The 17,838-nt window shown below is 36.2% G+C and carries 18 protein-coding genes; 11 read left to right on the top strand and 7 right to left on the bottom strand.

The features are described from left to right. The first annotated feature begins 20 nt into the window (after nt 1-20). The 3 genes from hflX to CCAND38_RS00900 all read left to right on the top strand — a co-directional run bounded on the left by hflX (nt 21) and on the right by CCAND38_RS00900 (nt 2,663). Nucleotides 21-1,241, top strand: coding sequence for a GTPase HflX (gene hflX / locus CCAND38_RS00910; RefSeq protein WP_042006829.1), 1,221 nt, complete (start codon nt 21-23; stop codon nt 1,239-1,241). 118 nt (nt 1,242-1,359) lie between these two features. Further along, on the top strand, nt 1,360-1,737 hold the full coding sequence (locus CCAND38_RS00905; protein ID WP_042006831.1) for a methylglyoxal synthase: 378 nt from the start codon (nt 1,360-1,362) through the stop codon (nt 1,735-1,737). A 326-nt stretch (nt 1,738-2,063) separates the two neighbouring features. After that, nucleotides 2,064-2,663: an SCO family protein gene (locus CCAND38_RS00900; RefSeq protein WP_231549982.1), complete on the top strand. Its 600-nt coding sequence runs from the start codon at nt 2,064-2,066 to the stop codon at nt 2,661-2,663. Between the two features lie 195 nt (nt 2,664-2,858). Here the strand turns inward: CCAND38_RS00900 and CCAND38_RS00895 are convergent, their stop codons facing one another. From CCAND38_RS00895 to CCAND38_RS00875, 5 genes are all read right to left on the bottom strand, one after another. Then, complete coding sequence (locus CCAND38_RS00895; RefSeq protein WP_052458055.1) at nt 2,859-3,725, bottom strand: right-handed parallel beta-helix repeat-containing protein; 867 nt, start codon at nt 3,723-3,725, stop codon at nt 2,859-2,861. 57 nt (nt 3,726-3,782) lie between these two features. Then, nucleotides 3,783-4,358 (bottom strand): hypothetical protein, encoded by a 576-nt coding sequence (locus tag CCAND38_RS00890; protein ID WP_042006835.1) that lies wholly within the window; start codon nt 4,356-4,358, stop codon nt 3,783-3,785. Nucleotides 4,359-4,387: 29 nt separating this feature from the next. Then, complete coding sequence (locus CCAND38_RS00885) at nt 4,388-5,068, bottom strand: hypothetical protein (RefSeq protein ID WP_042006837.1); 681 nt, start codon at nt 5,066-5,068, stop codon at nt 4,388-4,390. 18 nt (nt 5,069-5,086) lie between these two features. Further along, nucleotides 5,087-5,989: a hypothetical protein gene (locus CCAND38_RS00880; protein ID WP_042343047.1), complete on the bottom strand. Its 903-nt coding sequence runs from the start codon at nt 5,987-5,989 to the stop codon at nt 5,087-5,089. A gap of 109 nt (nt 5,990-6,098) precedes the next feature. After that, entirely contained in the window at nt 6,099-7,577 is a 1,479-nt protein-coding gene (locus CCAND38_RS00875; RefSeq protein ID WP_231549981.1) for a right-handed parallel beta-helix repeat-containing protein, read from the bottom strand. Nucleotides 7,578-8,003: 426 nt separating this feature from the next. Between CCAND38_RS00875 and CCAND38_RS00870 the strand changes: the two genes are divergently transcribed. The 6 genes from CCAND38_RS00870 (at nt 8,004) to CCAND38_RS00845 (ending at nt 12,238) form a co-directional block, all read left to right on the top strand. After that, the gene (locus tag CCAND38_RS00870; protein ID WP_042343045.1) at nt 8,004-8,969 is read left to right on the top strand and encodes a phosphoribosylaminoimidazolesuccinocarboxamide synthase; all 966 of its coding nucleotides are present in this window, start codon (nt 8,004-8,006) and stop codon (nt 8,967-8,969) included. 109 nt (nt 8,970-9,078) lie between these two features. Continuing rightward, on the top strand, nt 9,079-10,026 hold the full coding sequence (locus CCAND38_RS00865; RefSeq protein WP_042343044.1) for an NAD(P)H-dependent flavin oxidoreductase: 948 nt from the start codon (nt 9,079-9,081) through the stop codon (nt 10,024-10,026). A gap of 105 nt (nt 10,027-10,131) precedes the next feature. Further along, complete coding sequence (locus tag CCAND38_RS00860) at nt 10,132-10,404, top strand: Sec-independent protein translocase subunit TatA/TatB (protein ID WP_042006851.1); 273 nt, start codon at nt 10,132-10,134, stop codon at nt 10,402-10,404. Between the two features lie 161 nt (nt 10,405-10,565). Continuing rightward, nucleotides 10,566-10,799, top strand: coding sequence for a hypothetical protein (locus CCAND38_RS00855; RefSeq protein ID WP_042006853.1), 234 nt, complete (start codon nt 10,566-10,568; stop codon nt 10,797-10,799). 4 nt (nt 10,800-10,803) lie between these two features. Next, on the top strand, nt 10,804-11,817 hold the full coding sequence (locus CCAND38_RS00850; protein WP_042343043.1) for a helix-turn-helix transcriptional regulator: 1,014 nt from the start codon (nt 10,804-10,806) through the stop codon (nt 11,815-11,817). A gap of 97 nt (nt 11,818-11,914) precedes the next feature. Then, nucleotides 11,915-12,238, top strand: coding sequence for an HIRAN domain-containing protein (locus tag CCAND38_RS00845; RefSeq protein WP_042006857.1), 324 nt, complete (start codon nt 11,915-11,917; stop codon nt 12,236-12,238). A gap of 178 nt (nt 12,239-12,416) precedes the next feature. On the opposite strand, the gene recF is transcribed toward CCAND38_RS00845, so the two are convergent. Next, nucleotides 12,417-13,496 (bottom strand): DNA replication/repair protein RecF, encoded by a 1,080-nt coding sequence (recF, locus tag CCAND38_RS00840; protein ID WP_042343089.1) that lies wholly within the window; start codon nt 13,494-13,496, stop codon nt 12,417-12,419. 197 nt (nt 13,497-13,693) lie between these two features. After that, nucleotides 13,694-14,635, bottom strand: a complete 942-nt coding sequence (locus CCAND38_RS00835) for an NAD-dependent epimerase/dehydratase family protein (protein ID WP_042006861.1) — start codon at nt 14,633-14,635, stop codon at nt 13,694-13,696. 488 nt (nt 14,636-15,123) lie between these two features. On the opposite strand from CCAND38_RS00835, the gene CCAND38_RS00830 reads away from it, so the two are divergent. Both CCAND38_RS00830 and msrB read left to right on the top strand, forming a co-directional pair. Next, nucleotides 15,124-16,716 carry a MutS-related protein gene (locus CCAND38_RS00830; protein WP_338083610.1) on the top strand — a complete coding sequence of 531 codons (1,593 nt, stop codon included), beginning with the start codon at nt 15,124-15,126 and terminating at the stop codon, nt 16,714-16,716. A 149-nt stretch (nt 16,717-16,865) separates the two neighbouring features. Further along, on the top strand, nt 16,866-17,834 hold the full coding sequence (gene msrB, locus CCAND38_RS00825; protein ID WP_052458053.1) for a peptide-methionine (R)-S-oxide reductase MsrB: 969 nt from the start codon (nt 16,866-16,868) through the stop codon (nt 17,832-17,834). Nucleotides 17,835-17,838: the final 4 nt, after the last annotated feature.

The following is a 17,838-nucleotide window of genomic DNA, read 5'->3' as shown; positions in this document are numbered from 1 at the left end:
AAATTCGATACTAAAACGATATGTTGGAACAAATGAACCTAAACTACGAAAAGGTAGTGTTGGTGGGTATTATTAATCAAACGCAGGACGAAGAGAAATCAAAAGAATATTTGGATGAGTTGGAGTTTTTGACCTATACAGCTGGAGGCGAGGTGCTAAAACGATTCACTCAACGCTTGGATGTACCAAATCCTAAGACGTTTATCGGAACAGGAAAAATGGAAGAAGTGCAGTTATTTGTTGAAGAAAACGGAGTAGGAACCGTTATTTTTGACGACGAACTTTCTCCTGCACAACAGAAAAATATTGAGCGTATTCTGAAAGCAAAGATATTAGACCGTACTGGGCTTATTTTGGATATTTTCGCACAACGGGCTCAAACAAGTTATTCACGAACTCAAGTAGAACTTGCTCAATATCAATATCTTTTACCACGACTAACAGGTCTTTGGACGCACTTGGAACGTCAGAGAGGAGGTATCGGGATGCGTGGACCAGGAGAAACGGAAATTGAAACAGACCGCCGTATAGTACGAGACAGGATTGCTCTTTTGAAGAAAAAGCTGTCATCTATAGATCGTCAAATGGCTGTGCAACGTAGCAATCGTGGAGCATTGGTTCGTGTGGCGTTGATTGGATATACCAATGTTGGAAAATCAACTTTGATGAATGTGATTAGCAAAAGTGAAGTTTTTGCAGAAAATAAATTGTTTGCAACCTTGGATACCACTGTCCGTAAGGTGGTGATTGGTAACTTACCTTTCTTATTGAGCGATACTGTTGGATTTATTCGCAAATTGCCAACGCAACTCATTGAATCGTTCAAAAGTACCTTAGATGAAGTACGTGAAGCAGATTTGTTGCTACATATTGTGGATATTTCACATCCTAATTTTGAGGAACACATACAGTCTGTAAATCAAATTTTGACGGAAATTAAAAGTGCTGATAAACCTACTATCATGGTCTTTAATAAAATAGATGCTTACACGCATGAAAGTATTGCTGATGATGACCTAACCACGGAATTCACCAAAAAACATTTCACCTTGGAGGACTGGAAACAGACATGGATGAACAAAGTAGGTGACGATGTGCTGTTCATTTCTGCCCTAAACAAGGATAATTTGGCTGAATTTAGGGAAAAAGTATATGCTAAAGTGCGAGAAATCCACATTACGCGTTTTCCTTACAACAACTTTTTATATCCTGAATTTGTAGAAATTTCTGAAGATGAATAAACTACGAAAAAAAATGGATATGTATTTTCGCCATTATTTGCAGTAGTGAACGTTGGAAATCTTGATTATTGAAAAGTTCTCCATTAAATACGATGTTTAACGTTTAAAACATAACTATATGAAATTAGCAGTCATTGCACACGATGGGAAAAAGGCCGAAATGGTGTCCTTTTTGATGAAAAATTTAACAACCTTGCACTCAGCAAACATTCAAATCATTGCTACAGGAACTACAGGGCAACATGCTCAAAATGCAGGATTACAGGTAGAAAAAGTACTCTCTGGCCCCAAGGGAGGAGATGCTCAAATCGCTGCTCAAATTGTGGAAGGTAAGGTACAGGGAGTATTCTTCTTCCGCGACCCTTTGGATAAACATCCACACGAACCCGACATTTTGATGCTAATGCGTATTTGCGATGTTCACAATATTCCAATTGCAACGAATCCTGCCACTGCTGAACTGGTTCTTAAAGGATTGGCCGAAAAGAGCGAATAGGTAAAAGGTAATATACCGCTTCCCAGAAGAATACAAAGTGAATGAACAGTAGGAATGGAACCATAATTAAAACTTCTTTCAAACTTCTGAAAAAGATTCCTGTCCACGGATAGCTACCGCAGAACTATATGAAAATAAGGAGAATAGTACTGCGGTAAAGCTCATCCAAAAAATACAACAATAAAATCGCACTTACCAATTGAATATGATGGCCAAAAATTACCGCAAATTTTATAATCAAAACCAGATATTTTTCGTACCTTTGCACGAATTTACACTTTTTCCATCTGTAAGAGAAATAGAATAAAACAATTATAGACGTATTTATGAAAATGAGAGGAATCTATGCTTTATTTCTTCTGTTAGGGATGATTGCTTGCCAAACAAAAGAAAAACCAGAAATTGTAACTATTGGAAAGGCTCCTAGTTTTACATTTACTAATCAAAACAACCAAACTATTAACAACGAAACCTACGCAGGAATGGTTTATGTCGTCGATTTTTTCTTTACCGATTGCCCAACCATATGTCCTGTAATGACAAACAATATGGTTAAAATTCAAAATGAGTTAAAAGATAAAAACGTTGGATTTGCTTCCTTTTCAATTAATCCAGAAGAGGACACGCCAGAGGTGTTAAAAGCATACGCCCAAAAGAAAGGTGCTACCAGTGCAAATTGGCATTTTCTTACAGGTGAAGTAGATGCTATTTATGACTTGTCAAACAAAGGTTTCAACTTGCATGTTGAAGAAGTGGCAGGGGATATCCACCGTTTTGAGCATTCAGGATTATTTGCTTTGATTGATCAGCATGGGAATATTGTTTCAAGAAAAGGAAAGGATGGAAAGCCTATTATTTACTACAACGGGTTGAATGATAGTCAAGTTAAAATGCTTATTGAGGATATCAAATCCCTTATTGAATAGCTTAACGAAATTAATTTCTTCTTACATACTACTTTTAGAACTAAACTAAAAATCGTATTTCTCGTGATTATGAATTACTTTTCGATTTTTAGCCAATAGAGGCTTCAACAATTTACTAAAATTTTGTTGAAGCCTTTTGTTAATTATAGTTCATTTGCCTCTTTATGGAATGTTGCTAATAAGCAATATATCTTATCACTCTACAATACAGCTTCCCATATCACCTAATTTTGATTTGGGATGATCAATTTGGCAATCTTTCAGTGTTATTTGGTTGCCTAAATCAAACAAAGTACCTTCATTATCATAGAAATGGCAACGATTAAACTGTACGTTATTAGAATTTCGAACATTTACCAAGGTGAATTCTTTGTTATTATGAAACTTACAATCTTCAAAAACAGCATTGAAAATATTATCCAAAGTCATAATACTGTAAGTGCATTCTTTAATAACAGATTCGGTGCATTTCAAATCGTACGAGTCTATCGCTTGAATACCTTCGGTTCCGCTTCCGTACATAACCGTTTTATGAATGGTGACATTACTACAATTCACAAATTGAAAAACACCACCATCGCAGTATCCACCTTCGGTATGTCCGGCATCAAGGTTTTCAATGTGAATATTAGTTCCTCCCTTAAAAGAAAACACAAAGCTATACATTGGCGCAACTTGTACAGGAATAGGCGTTTTCCCTTCTCCTCTGATGATTAAGTTTTCCATATCATAAATTACCAACTGATGCCCATCACCAATTTCTTCAATTTCGAAATAGCTACTTTCTTGTTCACGATAATTCAGCTGCTCGGAGCCGTCAACAACTGCTTCAATATATTGAGTAAGGTCGATATGGCTACCTTCGGCGATGATAATTTCAGTGTGGGACGCCAATGCATTAACAAACTCTTTGGCGTTGCTCACCCGAACAACTTTCATTTCAATAGTTACATTTTCATCAGCACTCATCTCTTCGGTATCTTGTTTTTGAGTCTTTTTTTGTCCACACCCTGAAAATGAAATCATTAAAATGGAAATAAAAATATAAAATAAGGTTTTCATCGTTATCTATTTTTTAAATGGTTAATTTCGCAAGTTAAATAAGTAATCTTTTTCACATTACGAGCAATTCGTTACAAAGTTGCCACATAATTGTTCTATGGGAATCCACCCAACGTACACTTTTTGGGTTGGTGAAACGTATTTTACTTTCGCCCAACCTTGTTCAATTGCAACAAAGGACACACTAACTTCGGTATTGACTGTAAAAACCACCTTACTTTTACGGTCGGGTTTTTGGTAAAATGAAAGTACTTCTCCATCGTAATTGGTGGTACTTGCTTTCAGTAATGAACCGTGAATCCACAGAGATTTGCCCAACACAAGGGTATCTTCGTCCAAAATTTCTATTTCTTGACCAATGCGAAACCACCCTTCCCACGACTCCAACAAGGATACGGTAAAAACCCTTGATTCTTCCAAACTCGGATGAATCACTTTACCTACCTTTCCGCCGGGTGTTTCTCGTAAATTCGTACCATTAGTGTCAGGGTCATCTACATAAGTGGCAAACCAAGCTACATTGCTTTCATTCTGATTTTTATATGTTTTCTTGAATTTTTGTGCCGTAGCTTGTCCGAATATAGGTTGCACAGCGAACAGCACCATAATCCAAATTGACAATAATCGTTTCATATCTTTCAATTTAGAAGTAAAAATTATTGTTATTCAATATAGAGCCATTTATATTCATTGAGTGGAATTATTTTTTTCTGCTGAATATCAACACGTATCTTTTGTTTTGCCATCATTGGCATTCCTTCAAAAAGATTTTCGTTATTTTCTGCAACGTCTTTAAGCTCTTGACTTTCTAAAAGTGTTTTAGGCACCTTATTTACAGGCTCCCAAACCTTTTTGGCTTCACTCCACGCCACTGTCGGTAAATCTTGATCATAGGCGTAGTAATAAAACGCGTTGTCATTTTCTACCGAAAGCTCATCACTTGTAAAATTTTCTATTTGAAGGATTTCCTTTCCCGAAGTAAGGTCGAAAAGTGTAAGTAATCCCACGGTTCCAGTACCTTCACTCACCAATAAAGTACTGCCAACTACACCTTCAAAAGTTAAAACGGTTCCTTCTATTTCAAAGGTGGCGATACTACTATTTTTGGGTTGTACTTTCAATGTATTATAAATTCCGTCCGAAGTTTCTACAGTTCCGCCATCGACCAATCGGAAAAGATTGTTTTCAAATACGTTTTCCTCACCGGCTTTCAACTCAGGAAGCGATACTTTTTGCTCCTCTGATGCCGATAAAGTATCTTTCGATTTTGCACTCTGATTTTTACAAGCAATAAGCAACACCGAAAAAAGAATTATGCTGATTTTTAATACTATTTGTTTCATTTTTAAGAGGTTTAAAAATTACTGCTTATTGCTCATATACGGGTCATCGGAAACCGATTGAGCTTTATTAATTTTTTCTATCAATGTATATATGTGCGGTTCTGCATATTGCTTTTCTGCCAAAGCAATTTGTATGAGTTTAGTGGTAGGACTTTTGGGGTAAGCCTTGCTAAAACGTAACCATTCGGTTTTGAGTTCCGACAGAAGCTGTCCGTTTTCGTCAACAATCAGGGTATTGTCGGTACCAGTGACAAACGCTTGTTGCAAAAACTCATAGTTTCCTGCTAACATTTTGAAAAGACCAATATTTTGAGGATATTTTTCAGCATAAGCCTCGTAACGCACAATCAAATCGGCGATATCCTCCCAAGCGAGTATCAAAACCGCATCAGGAGCAATGTTTGTAGCATCTCGCTCCAAACGCAAATATTCCTGATAATCCTCCGATAATTGTTTCTCATATTTATTGTAAAAATCTTCGGGAAAATCAATCTCTACCAACCCCTCTCCAAGCTCTTCAAACACCAAACCTGCATCTAAATAAGGTTTCTCTTTTTGTTTGATGGAATCGTGAGGCTCTCGGGCTTCGCCTTCATCATCGAACCGATAACTGTAATAGTTTTCCAAATATTCGGATTCTTTCTCATTGATTCTGTCCAACTCCACCCAATTAAACGTAGTCATATCATAATACAACTTTTGTTTGTCTTCCTCACTTGCGTTTTTAAATTGCAAATCGGCAATCTGCACATTTATTTTAATACGCTCCAAAGGATTGTCCGAGGCGATGAGCTGTTCTTTCAACGTTTGTATGAGTTTTTGCTCATCTGTTGATACACTTTCTGTTTCGTTATTACTTTTGGTATTTTTACAAGCTCCTAGCAAGAGCACTGCTACCAAAAAATAGCTAATCGTTTTCATTTTTTCTTAAATTTTAAAATGTGAAGAATAAATAATAAAGTTCAAAAGGATAAAGAAACAAGAACCAAGTTACAAATGCTAATTGCGATTTGCTAACTGCTAATACCTACTACTTAATTTCTTGCGCTCCGTATCCTTTGACTACACCAAATAATTTTCGGGCTTTTTGCCACGGATATCTGTTAGCAAACATCGTTACGCGGGTAGTGCTCGTTCCTTGCTGATTTAATCCTAAAAAGCGATTTAGTTGATTTGCCGAAGAATTAGCATCATAACTTTCTGTGGTTGATATTTTTAGTCCTGTAAAACCTTTTAAGTATGGTGCATCAATGGCAGCAATAAAAGCCTCATTGAAAGGCATTTCTTTATTACCTTCGTATTTTGGCCCGATTTCTTCCGCCTCTTCAATACGTGATGCAGGTACATTGATCGGTCGAGAGCTGTCGCATATTTCAAGGTCGTACATATTACCTAAGAAATAATTATCATAAAGATTACTCTGTTTCAGTTTTTCGAGTTCTTTTTTATTTTCATATCGGCAACGTTCCACGCCACAACGCGAATTGAAAGCAAAAATGTTGTTATACACATTGATAGTACGGATACCATTCATAAAACGGAAGCCTTGCCCCATCGTTTCGAATTCTTTGGTAATAGGCCAACTGAAAAGTACCGTATTATGATGAAAATCAAACGAAATTTCGCCCTCTCTACCTGCTGCCAATGTTCCCCATATTTCACAAGCCGCATAACGATTGGCAACAAAAACGTTATTACTCACTTCAATATGCCCTGCTCCCATTCCGCCTTGCAATCCGAAATTCCGACAATTGACAAACACACAGTTTTGCACCTTTACATTGCCCTCAACGGTAAGATGTAGCGCACGCCAATCGTGTTTATTTACGCCCATAGCATTTCCTGCCAAAGCGTCAGGGTGAACGAGCATTCCGGTTTCTACCTCAGCGTTGGGCGTTCCGGTGCGTGGATCTTTTACATCGGGTTTGTAGTAGAGAATGTACTCACCTCCGTCAAAAGTAAATCCGTCAACCACTACCTCACCTGCCGGACGTTTGTCGCCATAAGCACGACGTGCCGTAATGTGAAACAAAGCCGAACCGATTCCTTTGGGTATGGAGGCATTGGGCTGAATTTTGGTAATATATTTTACTGGATTACGCTCAGAAAAATCAGAGGAATACCCTCCGTAGAACTTCAAGAATTTCCCATTATCGGCACCGTTACCGAATTTTCCACATTCGATGTAGCCTCTGTCCATATTACCTAAGTAATTGCCTTCGGCTACTAAAATAACATCGCCTTCCTCAGCCAAATCAATGGCTTTTTGTAAGTCTTTCAGCGGTTTGTCTTTACTAAGTCCATCGGCACGTACGCTACCCTTAGTAGCACTCACGTAATAGGTTTTTCCAGGAGTAGTACTAGTTCTATTTCTGTCAGTTGTTTTACTCGCCTGATTGTCTATCTTGCTGTTAACTTTTTTAGCCAGACGATCCAAAACCTGTGCTTGTGCAGGTACTAATATTCCCAGTAGAAGCACCATTGTCAAAGAATAAATGCAATTTTTCATCATTATTTATATTTAAAAGTTTTCTTTTTTTTCAAGTCCAAAAAAACAGCAATTGAAGACAAAACTGTTGCTATTTCTTGTAATCTTGTTTTACAGTTTTAATAAGCAACACCCGTTGCATGTGTTGTTCTTGTAGAAAAACTGTTAGAGATATCAAAGCCTTAATAGTAACCCAGTAACAGTAGGGTTAGCTATTATGGAGTCAATGACTCTTTTTAGTAAAATTCTCTTTATATTTTCTTTTTTAATAGAAGATTCCATAAATCTTCTATGCAAAGGTAGCACTTAAAAATCAACTATGCAATATTCCTGAACAACTTTTATACGACTTAAATTCCAAAACATATTTTTTATCAATTCAAATCAATTCATTACCTTTGTCTTTTCTTTTAAAAACAGTTTCTATACTATAAAAAATGTACTTTTATGAATCACACTATTACAACAACTCAATTTAATTTTCCAGGTCAAAAATCTGTTTACAGAGGAAAAGTAAGGGAAGTCTATCATCTTGAAAACGACCTTTTGGTGATGATAGCCACTGATCGACTTTCGGCTTTTGATGTGGTAATGCCTAAAGGAATTCCTTATAAAGGTCAGATTCTGAATCAAATCGCTACGAAATTTATGCAGCAAACCGAAGATATTGTACCTAATTGGTTGATTGCTACCCCCGATCCAAACGTTGCTATAGGACATTTGTGTGAGCCTTTTAAGGTAGAAATGGTAATTCGTGGTTATTTAGCAGGACATGCATCTCGCGAATATAAAGCTGGGAAACGAATTCTTTGTGGAGTAGCCCTTCCTGAGGGAATGAAAGAGAATGATATTTTTCCACATCCTATCATAACACCAGCTACCAAGGCTGAAAATGGTGAGCACGATGAGGATATTTCAAAAGAAGAAATCATCCGAAGAGGTATTGTAAGTGAAGAAGATTACGCTTTATTGGAGAAATATACCTATGCTTTGTTCGCTAGAGGAAGCGAAATTGCAGCAAAACGCGGACTTATTTTGGTAGATACAAAATATGAGTTTGGAAAAACTAAAGATGGGCAAATCGTGCTTATTGATGAAATACATACTCCGGATTCCTCTCGTTATTTCTACAAGGAAGGCTATGATGAACGACAAGAAAAGGGAGAACCACAAAAGCAATTGTCAAAAGAATTTGTACGTCAATGGTTGATTTCTAACGGATTTCAAGGAAAAGAAGGACAACAAGTCCCTGAAATGACAGATGCGTACGTGCTTTCGGTTTCTGAGCGTTATATTGAACTGTATGAAAATATTATCGGTGAGAAGTTTGTAAAAGCAGACGTGTCAAACATCCAAGAACGGATTTTTAACAATGTGATAAACTATTTATCAACAAATCCTTTGAGTAAATAAAGAATTTTTTTCATCGCAAACGTTAAATTTCTAATCATTGGTACTTTTGAAAAACGATAGGCAAGGTATGTTCTTAGAGGGATAACACGAAAAAAAATAACTTATACAAATGATCAATCGAATAACGGAACTTTTTGGCATTCAACACCCTATTATTCAAGGAGGAATGGTCTGGGCAAGCGGATGGCGACTGGTGTCAGCAGTGAGCAACGCTGGAGGATTAGGCTTACTCGGAGCAGGGTCAATGTACCCAGAAGTATTGCGTGAACATATCCAAAAGTGTAGAAAAGCCACTAATAAACCTTTCGGAGTGAATATTCCAATCATGTATCCCGATATAGACAAATTGATGGAAATCATTTTGGAGGAAAAAGTAGAAATCGTATTTACCTCAGCAGGAAACCCAACCTTATGGACACAAATACTTAAAAAAGAGGGTGTTAAAGTAGCTCATGTAGTCAGTAGTTCTAAATTTGCTATCAAAGCACAAGAGGCAGGGGTCGATGCTATTGTTGCCGAAGGCTTTGAGGCAGGTGGACACAACGGACGCGAAGAAACTACAACGATGACACTGATTCCTTCGGTCAAGCAACATATTCATATTCCGATTATTGCAGCTGGGGGTATCGCCACGGGTCGAGGTATGTTGGCCGCTATGGCATTAGGAGCGGAGGGAGTTCAGATAGGAAGCCGATTCATCGCCACTGATGAAGCTTCATCTCATATGAATTTCAAAAAAATGGTATTGACAGCCGATGAAGGAAGTACTATCTTGACAATGAAAGAGTTGGCTCCTGTGAGATTGTTAAAAAATAAGTTTTACGAGCAAGTGAAAGCTTTATACGACAGGCAAGAAGCCACTCCAGAAAATTTAAAAGTTTTATTAGGAAAAGGACGTACTAAAAGAGGCATGTTCGAAGGCGATTTGGACGAAGGAGAATTAGAAATTGGACAAGTAGCTTCATTGATTCACGAAATTAAACCCGTAAAAGCTATTTTTGAAGAAATTATTGATGAGTATAACAAGGCATTGAAATCTCTTTCGCAAATTATTTGATAGGATTCCACTCGGATTTTTTGTCCTAAGGAAATAAATAAAATCGAAGTTTTTTCGAATACAATCATTTAATTTTTAAATGGCTAATAATTAATAACTAAACAAATGAGTTTTTCTGAAATATTTTTTATTTTGTTCATTGTGCTGATCGTTTTTGGAGCAGACAAAATCCCTGAGATTGCTCGTGGATTAGGGAAAGGTATGCGACAATTGCGTGACGCTACCAACGAGATTAAGTCTGAAATAAAAAGAAGTGCCGAGCAGAATAATATCGATACCTCTGTTTTTGAAGACACTAAGAACGAAATTGACAAAGTAAAAGAAGAAATCCAAGAGGCTACCAGTAGCCTTACGGGTTCTGTAAAACGACAACGGTAGTTCCTTTCTCTCCGTACAGAAATTTATTTTCTTGTAGAAAAAATAGGGTGTTTGCCTGAAAAAAAAAAAAAAACTGCATAAAACTATCCGAGGGATATTCCTGATGAAGAATATCTGTTAAACCTCTCGGTTGGTACAGCTATAAACATATAAATAAAAAAATGACAGCAAAAAGTAAAGCATTTTTATTCAATTTTCTTTGTTTTGGGTTGATTTTTATCACTATCCGATTGGGAATTAATTATTTCTTTCCCGAGTTAGAACGATTAACTGCATCCATCATTTCGGGGGTAGTAACACTTTTCCTCTCGCCTCGATTTGCAGCAATCCAAACGGATTCCGGCGAAAAACTTTTTATGAAATGGATTTTTATCAAAGGGATTAAGCAGTTGTAAGAAAATGGCAACCAACAAACATGCTCAAATCCGGTATCAGACCTTAGATCGTTGCTTCCGAAACACTGGCAGAAAATATTTTATTGAAGACTTAGTAGAGGCTTGTAATCAAGCTATTTATGAATATTCGGGAATAGCTGAAGGAGTTAAAAAGCGTCAAGTACAGGAAGATATTTCTTTTATGGAAAGCGAAGCAGGTTGGAGTATTGCTTTAGAGAGATGTAGAGAAGGAAGACGCGTTTTTTATCGTTATGAGGATAGTCGATACTCCATTAACAACCAATTACTTAATGAAACTGAAATTCGTCAGTTGAAAGAGACTATTTGCATGTTAAACCGCTTCAAAGGAATGCCTCAATTCGGGTGGATGGAGGAAATACTCACTCGCTTTGAAGATTCCTTTAAGCTAAAAGGAAGCGTGGTTAGCGTAGTTGGATTTGAGCATAACCCTTACCTCAAAGGACTTCATTGGTTTTCTCACGTTTTTAATGCTATCATTAATAAACAAACCGTAGAACTTCACTATCGAAAATTCAATGATGAAACAAAAAAATATGTTTTCCATCCCTATTTTTTAAAACAATATAATAACCGATGGTTTTTATTTGGACTTTGTAATCACCTGAAAGATAAGGGAATGATTACTAATTTTGCCATTGACCGAATTGAACACATATCAATGGTTTCTGTGCCTTATGTAGAAAATACATTTATAGATTTTGATGAACACTTTGAGGATATTATCGGAGTATCTGTGTTGGACAAAGAGGTGGAAACTATCATCTTGGAAGTTGACAACGTACTGATGCCCTATGTTATAACCAAACCATTGCACGGTTCACAAAAGATTAAACAGAAGAATGAGAGAACAACTCGAATAGAATTACAACTTATCATCAATTATGAATTAGAAAATTTATTGTTGGGATATATTGATAAAATTAAAATAATAGCTCCTAATCATCTGAAAGAAAAAATGTTATCTCGAATAAAAGAAGCTATTGACCGAAATTCATAACTTTTTTACAGCTACTTACTCTTTACAAAATGAATATATGCAGATGTACTGCATACATTCGTTATACTTTTGCATCAGAAACCAAAAAATATAAGTTATGGCAGTCAGTAAATTTTATACTACATTTAACATCGCGGGGTTCACCTATTGGGATGGAGTTGATGTGATTGATGAATTAAAAGTAGGTACAGTACTTCAGCTTGAGGCAGAACCTACTAATGGGTATGATGCTAATGCGGTGAAAATTCTTTATGGAAATACAATGTTGGGGTACATTCCTCGTACTGATAATAAGGATATTACTAAGTTTTTGCAATTGGGACACACCGATTTGTTTTCTGCGAAAATAAGCCGGATTGACATGAATTATAATCCTGAAAATCAGATACAAGTAACAGTTCGTATTAACCCCAAAAAGTAAATATCATTCAGGAACAATTCAAACATTTTTATCATCTCTCTTGTGGGGAGGCTGTCCGAAAAGTTTTGTTTTAAATCCATAACGTGTGTTAATAAGCACCATATGGTAAATCTCAGAACAACAAGAAGCGCGTTAGCTTAAAAATAAAACTTTTCGGATGGCTTCTCCTTTTTTATAACTATATTTTAAAAATTTGATACGGCACTCCTCTTTTTTTTACCACCGATTCTGTACGGTCATAATGAGTGTCGGTGATAAATAACTGTCCAAAATGTTGTTGTGTTACCAATGATATTAATTTTTCCACACGTTTGTCGTCTAATTTATCAAAAATATCGTCCAACAAGAATATTGGGGTTACTCTCAACTGTTGTTTAATAACTTCAAATTGAGATAGTTTTAATGCAATCAGAAAGGATTTTTGTTGTCCTTGGCTTCCGTATTTTTTCATCGAAAATCCATCAATTTCAAAGAGCAAGTCATCCTTATGAATGCCTTGCGAGGTGTATTGCAATATGCGATCTTTCTCCAAATTCTGTTTCAATAACTCGGATAAAGAGGCAGTATGCAAAGCACTTTCATAACTTAGGCTTACTTGCTCTTTGCCTTCGGATAGATATTCATATTGATACTGAAAAACAGGTAAAAAGGCTTCCATAAACTGGGTTCTTTTTTGGTAGATATGCTGTCCCAGTTCAGCCAATTGCTTGTCATAAATCCCAAGAGTCAGTAAATCAACATACTGATTTACTGCAAATTGTTTAAGTATCGTATTTCGTTGCAGTAACACTCGGTTATAACGAATGAGCGTATCCAGATAAGCGGTATCGGATTGGGAAATAACATTGTCTAAAAATCTTCGTCGCACCTCGCTTCCATCTACGATGAGGTCTGTGTCAGCAGGAGATATGATCACCATGGGGTATTTCCCTATATGTTCCGTAATCCGATCGTAATTTTTCCCATTGCACTTGATAATTTTCTTTTGCCCTTTTTTAATGCTACATACAATCTGTTCCTCCCGATTTTCTCGTTCAAAAAGTCCTTCAATCATATAAAACTCTTCGCCATGACGAATATTTTGCGATGCCGATGGATTGAAGTAACTCTTTCCGACTCCCAAATGGTAGATAGCGTCCAACAGATTGGTTTTGCCCACACCATTATTCCCAACAAAACAATTGATTCCCGATTCAAACAGAAGATTTTTTGTGGAGATATTTCTGTAATTTACAACTGCTATTTTTTTTAGATACATATTTGTGTTCATCAGACTATTCTTAGGAATTATTCCGCTGAGATGCTACTACTGTTTATGGATTTTTTGCAAAGATACTCTTTTTTTAGAAGCACAAAAAAGACTGTCCGAGGAGTCGATTTTTGTCATTCAAACTTGGCAAGAGAATCACTAAAACCTCTGCGGACAGTCCTTTACGTTGCTGTTTTATCCTACAACTATTTCAAATTTTTGATAATATCTTCCGACATTTTGTCCAAATCAAAATCATGATTCCATCCCCAATCATTTCGAGCTGCTGAGTCGTCAATACTATCTGGCCAACTGTCGGCAATATTCTGACGGAAATCAGGCTCATACTTAATCTTAAAATCAGGGATTATTTTTACGATACTGTCATAAATTTCTTTAGGAGAAAAGGATAATGATGATACGTTGTACGAAGTTCGTACTTTCACTTGTTCTTTTGGGGCTTCCATCAAGTTTATGGTTGCTTTGATGGCATCAGGCATATACATCATTGGTAGATAGGTGTTTTCGTTTAAGAAGCACGAAAAAGTTTCACCTGCAATGGCTTTGTGGTAGATATCCACGGCATAATCAGTAGTTCCTCCTCCAGGAAGTGATTTATAGCCGATAAGTCCTGGGTAGCGAAGACTTCGAACGTCCACACCGAACTTTTCAAAGTAGTACTGACACCACAACTCACCTGCTACTTTGGTGATTCCATAAACTGTGTTAGGTTCCGTAACTGTTTCTTGTGGAGTGTTTTCTTTAGGGGTATTCACTCCAAAAGCGGCGATTGATGAAGGCCAATATACTTTGTCTAAATTCTTCTTTCGAGCAACTTCTAGAACGTTCAACAACCCATTCATATTCAAATTCCATGTGAATAAGGGATTTCGTTCTCCTACTGCCGAAAGAAGCGCAGCTAAATGATACACTTGTGTGATTCTGTAGGTATCTACTAATTGTTCTAACCGTTGTGCATCTTGGATGTCTAATACTTCAAAAGTGCAGTACGAGAATCTTTCAGCAACTTTTTCATTAATATCGGTAGCTACAATGTTCTCAGCTCCGAATTTTTCTGCCAAAGCTTCCGTCAGTTCACTACCCAATTGTCCGCCGGCACCCGTTAGTAATATTCTTGTTTTTGCCATTTTTTAAAAATTTTGTCGAACAAAAGTACGAATTATTTCTGGAATCAAGAAATGTTTTCAGAGGATTTTTTAGATGGTAAATCGAATCCTAAAATTCACTTTTTATAAAGTAAAATTTAAACTTATACGTACTTACCAAGAATTACTCTTTTGCTTCTTTTTAGGGAATTATGACCCGTATTGATACCCATTTATGATATTGAAAATAAGAAATAATTCTTATTTTCTTGTATCTTTGCCTAAGATTTGTGGAGTCCAAATGTTTGGCTTCAATTTATTATAGAAATTCACGCAAATTATAATCAAAAGAAATGATTCCTGCATACAAAAAACAATTAGAAAAGGCTAAAGATCTACATCAAAAGTATACAAAAATCTATAATATTATTGGAGCTGTACGGCTATGTGTAGCAATTAGTATTCTGTTTTTAGGATATTTATCTTTTACAAATTTTTCGCTTTTATACCTTGTTGGAATATTTTTTTTCGTGATATTTTTTCTATTTTTAGTCGTAAAACATAAAAAAATATCGTATCTCCGCAAAATAGAGAAATCAAAAATAGACATCAATCAAAAGGAAATCGATTTTCTCGAAAAAGGAGTCTATTTTTACGATAATGGCTTTGATTTTCAGGATAAAGAACATCCATATGCATATGATTTAGACATTTTTGGTGAGAAATCATTGTTTCATTATATCAACAGAGCGGTAACTTTTTCGGGAAAAAAACAACTGGCAGCACATTTCTTGCGTACCGATAATAAGTACATTCCTGAAAAACAAGCCACCATTGCAGAATTATCCGAAAAATTGGAATGGAGACAAGATTTTATGGCTGTTGCTTCTCAAGCACCCGATAATCAACATACAGCTGAGAAAATTAGCACTTGGAAAGAACGAAAAGAAGTCCTTTTTTCATTCCCTTTGCGAGTTTTTATCTATCTATCTCCTTTATTATTATTAAGTTTTATCATTTTAGGGTATATTTTCGATTATGCCGATATGAAGATGTGGGCAAATACCTTATTTGTTATCAATTTGATGGTTTTTGGATGGGAGTTACGGCATATACTTAAAAATAAGCAGGGATTTGAAGGGATCTACGACACCTTGTATTCCGTAAGGAAGAATATAGAACTTATTGAAAAAGAAAGTTTTAAATCAAAACAAATTTGTGAGTTACAACAACAGTTAATCCAAAACAACCAAAGGGCAAGTGAGTTGACTCGTTCGTTAGCTCGTTTGCTAGACAATATGGATAATGTGCTGAATATCTTTTCTTGGGTACTAAATGGATTTACTCTTTATCATCTACATCAATATAACAAGCTGATTTTGTGGAAGAAAATTAACGCGGAACACGTTGCTACTTGGTTGGATGTGATTAGCGAAATGGAGGCTTTGTGCAGTTTAGCAAACTTTAAATACAACCATCCAGAGTTTGTTTTCCCTGAACTGAACGCCCATTTTGAAGTAAGTTTTGTGGATATAGGACATCCTTTAATTGCTGAAAATCAACGCGTAACTAATTCTATTTCATTCAAAGAAAACCGATTTGTGATACTAACAGGCTCAAACATGTCCGGAAAGAGTACCTTTCTGCGAACGCTGGGAGTGAATGTACTTTTAACCTCTATGGGACTACCCGTTTGTGCTAAAAAAGCAAATGTACATCCGATGAAAATACTCATCTCCATGCGTTTGTCAGATTCGCTTAACGATGGGAAATCTTACTTTTTTGCAGAAATAGATCGATTGAAGCAGATTATGGAAACTCTTCAACAAGAACCATGTTTTGTACTTTTAGACGAACTTTTGCGTGGAACAAATTCCGAGGATAAGCAATCAGGTACAGTGAAAATTATTGAGAAAATGGTTGAATTGAATGCTATAGGCATCATCGCTACACATGATTTGGAAGTGTGTAAATTAGAATCAGAGTACCCACATCATCTTAAAAATCAATGCTTTGAAGTAGAAATAATTAACAATGAGTTACATTTTGATTACAAACTCAAAGAAGGTGTTTGCCAAAACAAAAATGCTACCTTTTTGATGAAAAAAATGGGAATTATTTAAAAATAAGTAGGATAGAGATACATTGGCTTAGCAAAAGTTTTTTTTGCGGAGATAATATGTTTTTTTATATTTGTGCGATTCTTGGTAAAAAGTTCAAAAACTGATGGTTAATCAACTCTTTGAACGAAAATAAGTAAAAAAGGGTCTTTATGAAATCAGAAACAATGAAAGAAATTTATTTTGCAGGAGGATGCTTTTGGGGAACAGATCACTTCTTTAAGCAAGTTCGGGGGGTCATCACCACCGAACCGGGCTATGTGAATGGGCATACGAATAAGCCTATTTATGAAGAGGTTAACACAGACACCACAGGGTATGCTGAAGCGGTAAAGGTTATCTATGATCCAAAAGAAGTTCGTCTGGAATTGCTAATTAAATTGTTTTTTGAAACGATTGATCCAACCAGTCTCAACAAACAAGGTAACGACGTAGGCACTCGTTATCGTACAGGAGTCTACTACACTAACGCTAAAGATAAGGCTGTTACAGACGCTTTTTTCAATAAAATCGAACGAATGTATTTTCGTCCAATCGTTGTAGAAAGAAAACCTCTTGAAGTATTTTATCCTGCTGAAGACTGGCATCGAGACTATCTGATAAGAAATCCTAATGGCTATTGTCATATTGAGCCTCATTTATTTGCTTACGCCAGCAAGGCGAATCCGAAAAAACCCAGATATAAAAGAGAAAGCCAATCCTTTTTAAAGAAAAAATTAACACCTTTGCAGTATGCGGTAACCCAAAAGAAAGCTACCGAGCAACCCTTTGATAACCTTTATTGGAATGAAAATCGTAAGGGAATTTATGTGGATATTACCACAGGAGAACCCTTATTTCTATCTTCAGACAAATATGATTCAGGTTCTGGTTGGCCGAGTTTTACGCGTCCCATTGACGATAGCCTCATCATAGAAAAACCTCATAAATCAGGAGGAAAAACCCGTGTTGAGGTGCGGAGTAAAACAGGGAATAGCCATTTAGGACACCTTTTTAATGATGGTCCTCTGCATAAAGGAGGATTGCGTTACTCCATTAACAGTGCGTCCTTACGTTTTATTCCAAAAGAGGATATGGAAAAAGAAGGTTATGGTATTTATTTATTTCTATTTATGGAGTAATCCT

This window comes from Capnocytophaga canis, from assembly GCF_000827555.1.
GTDB classification, from domain to species: Bacteria; Bacteroidota; Bacteroidia; order Flavobacteriales; family Flavobacteriaceae; genus Capnocytophaga; species Capnocytophaga canis.
The sequence above is the reverse complement of the archived record's forward strand: the minus strand, read 5'-3'. Positions and strand labels throughout refer to the sequence as shown.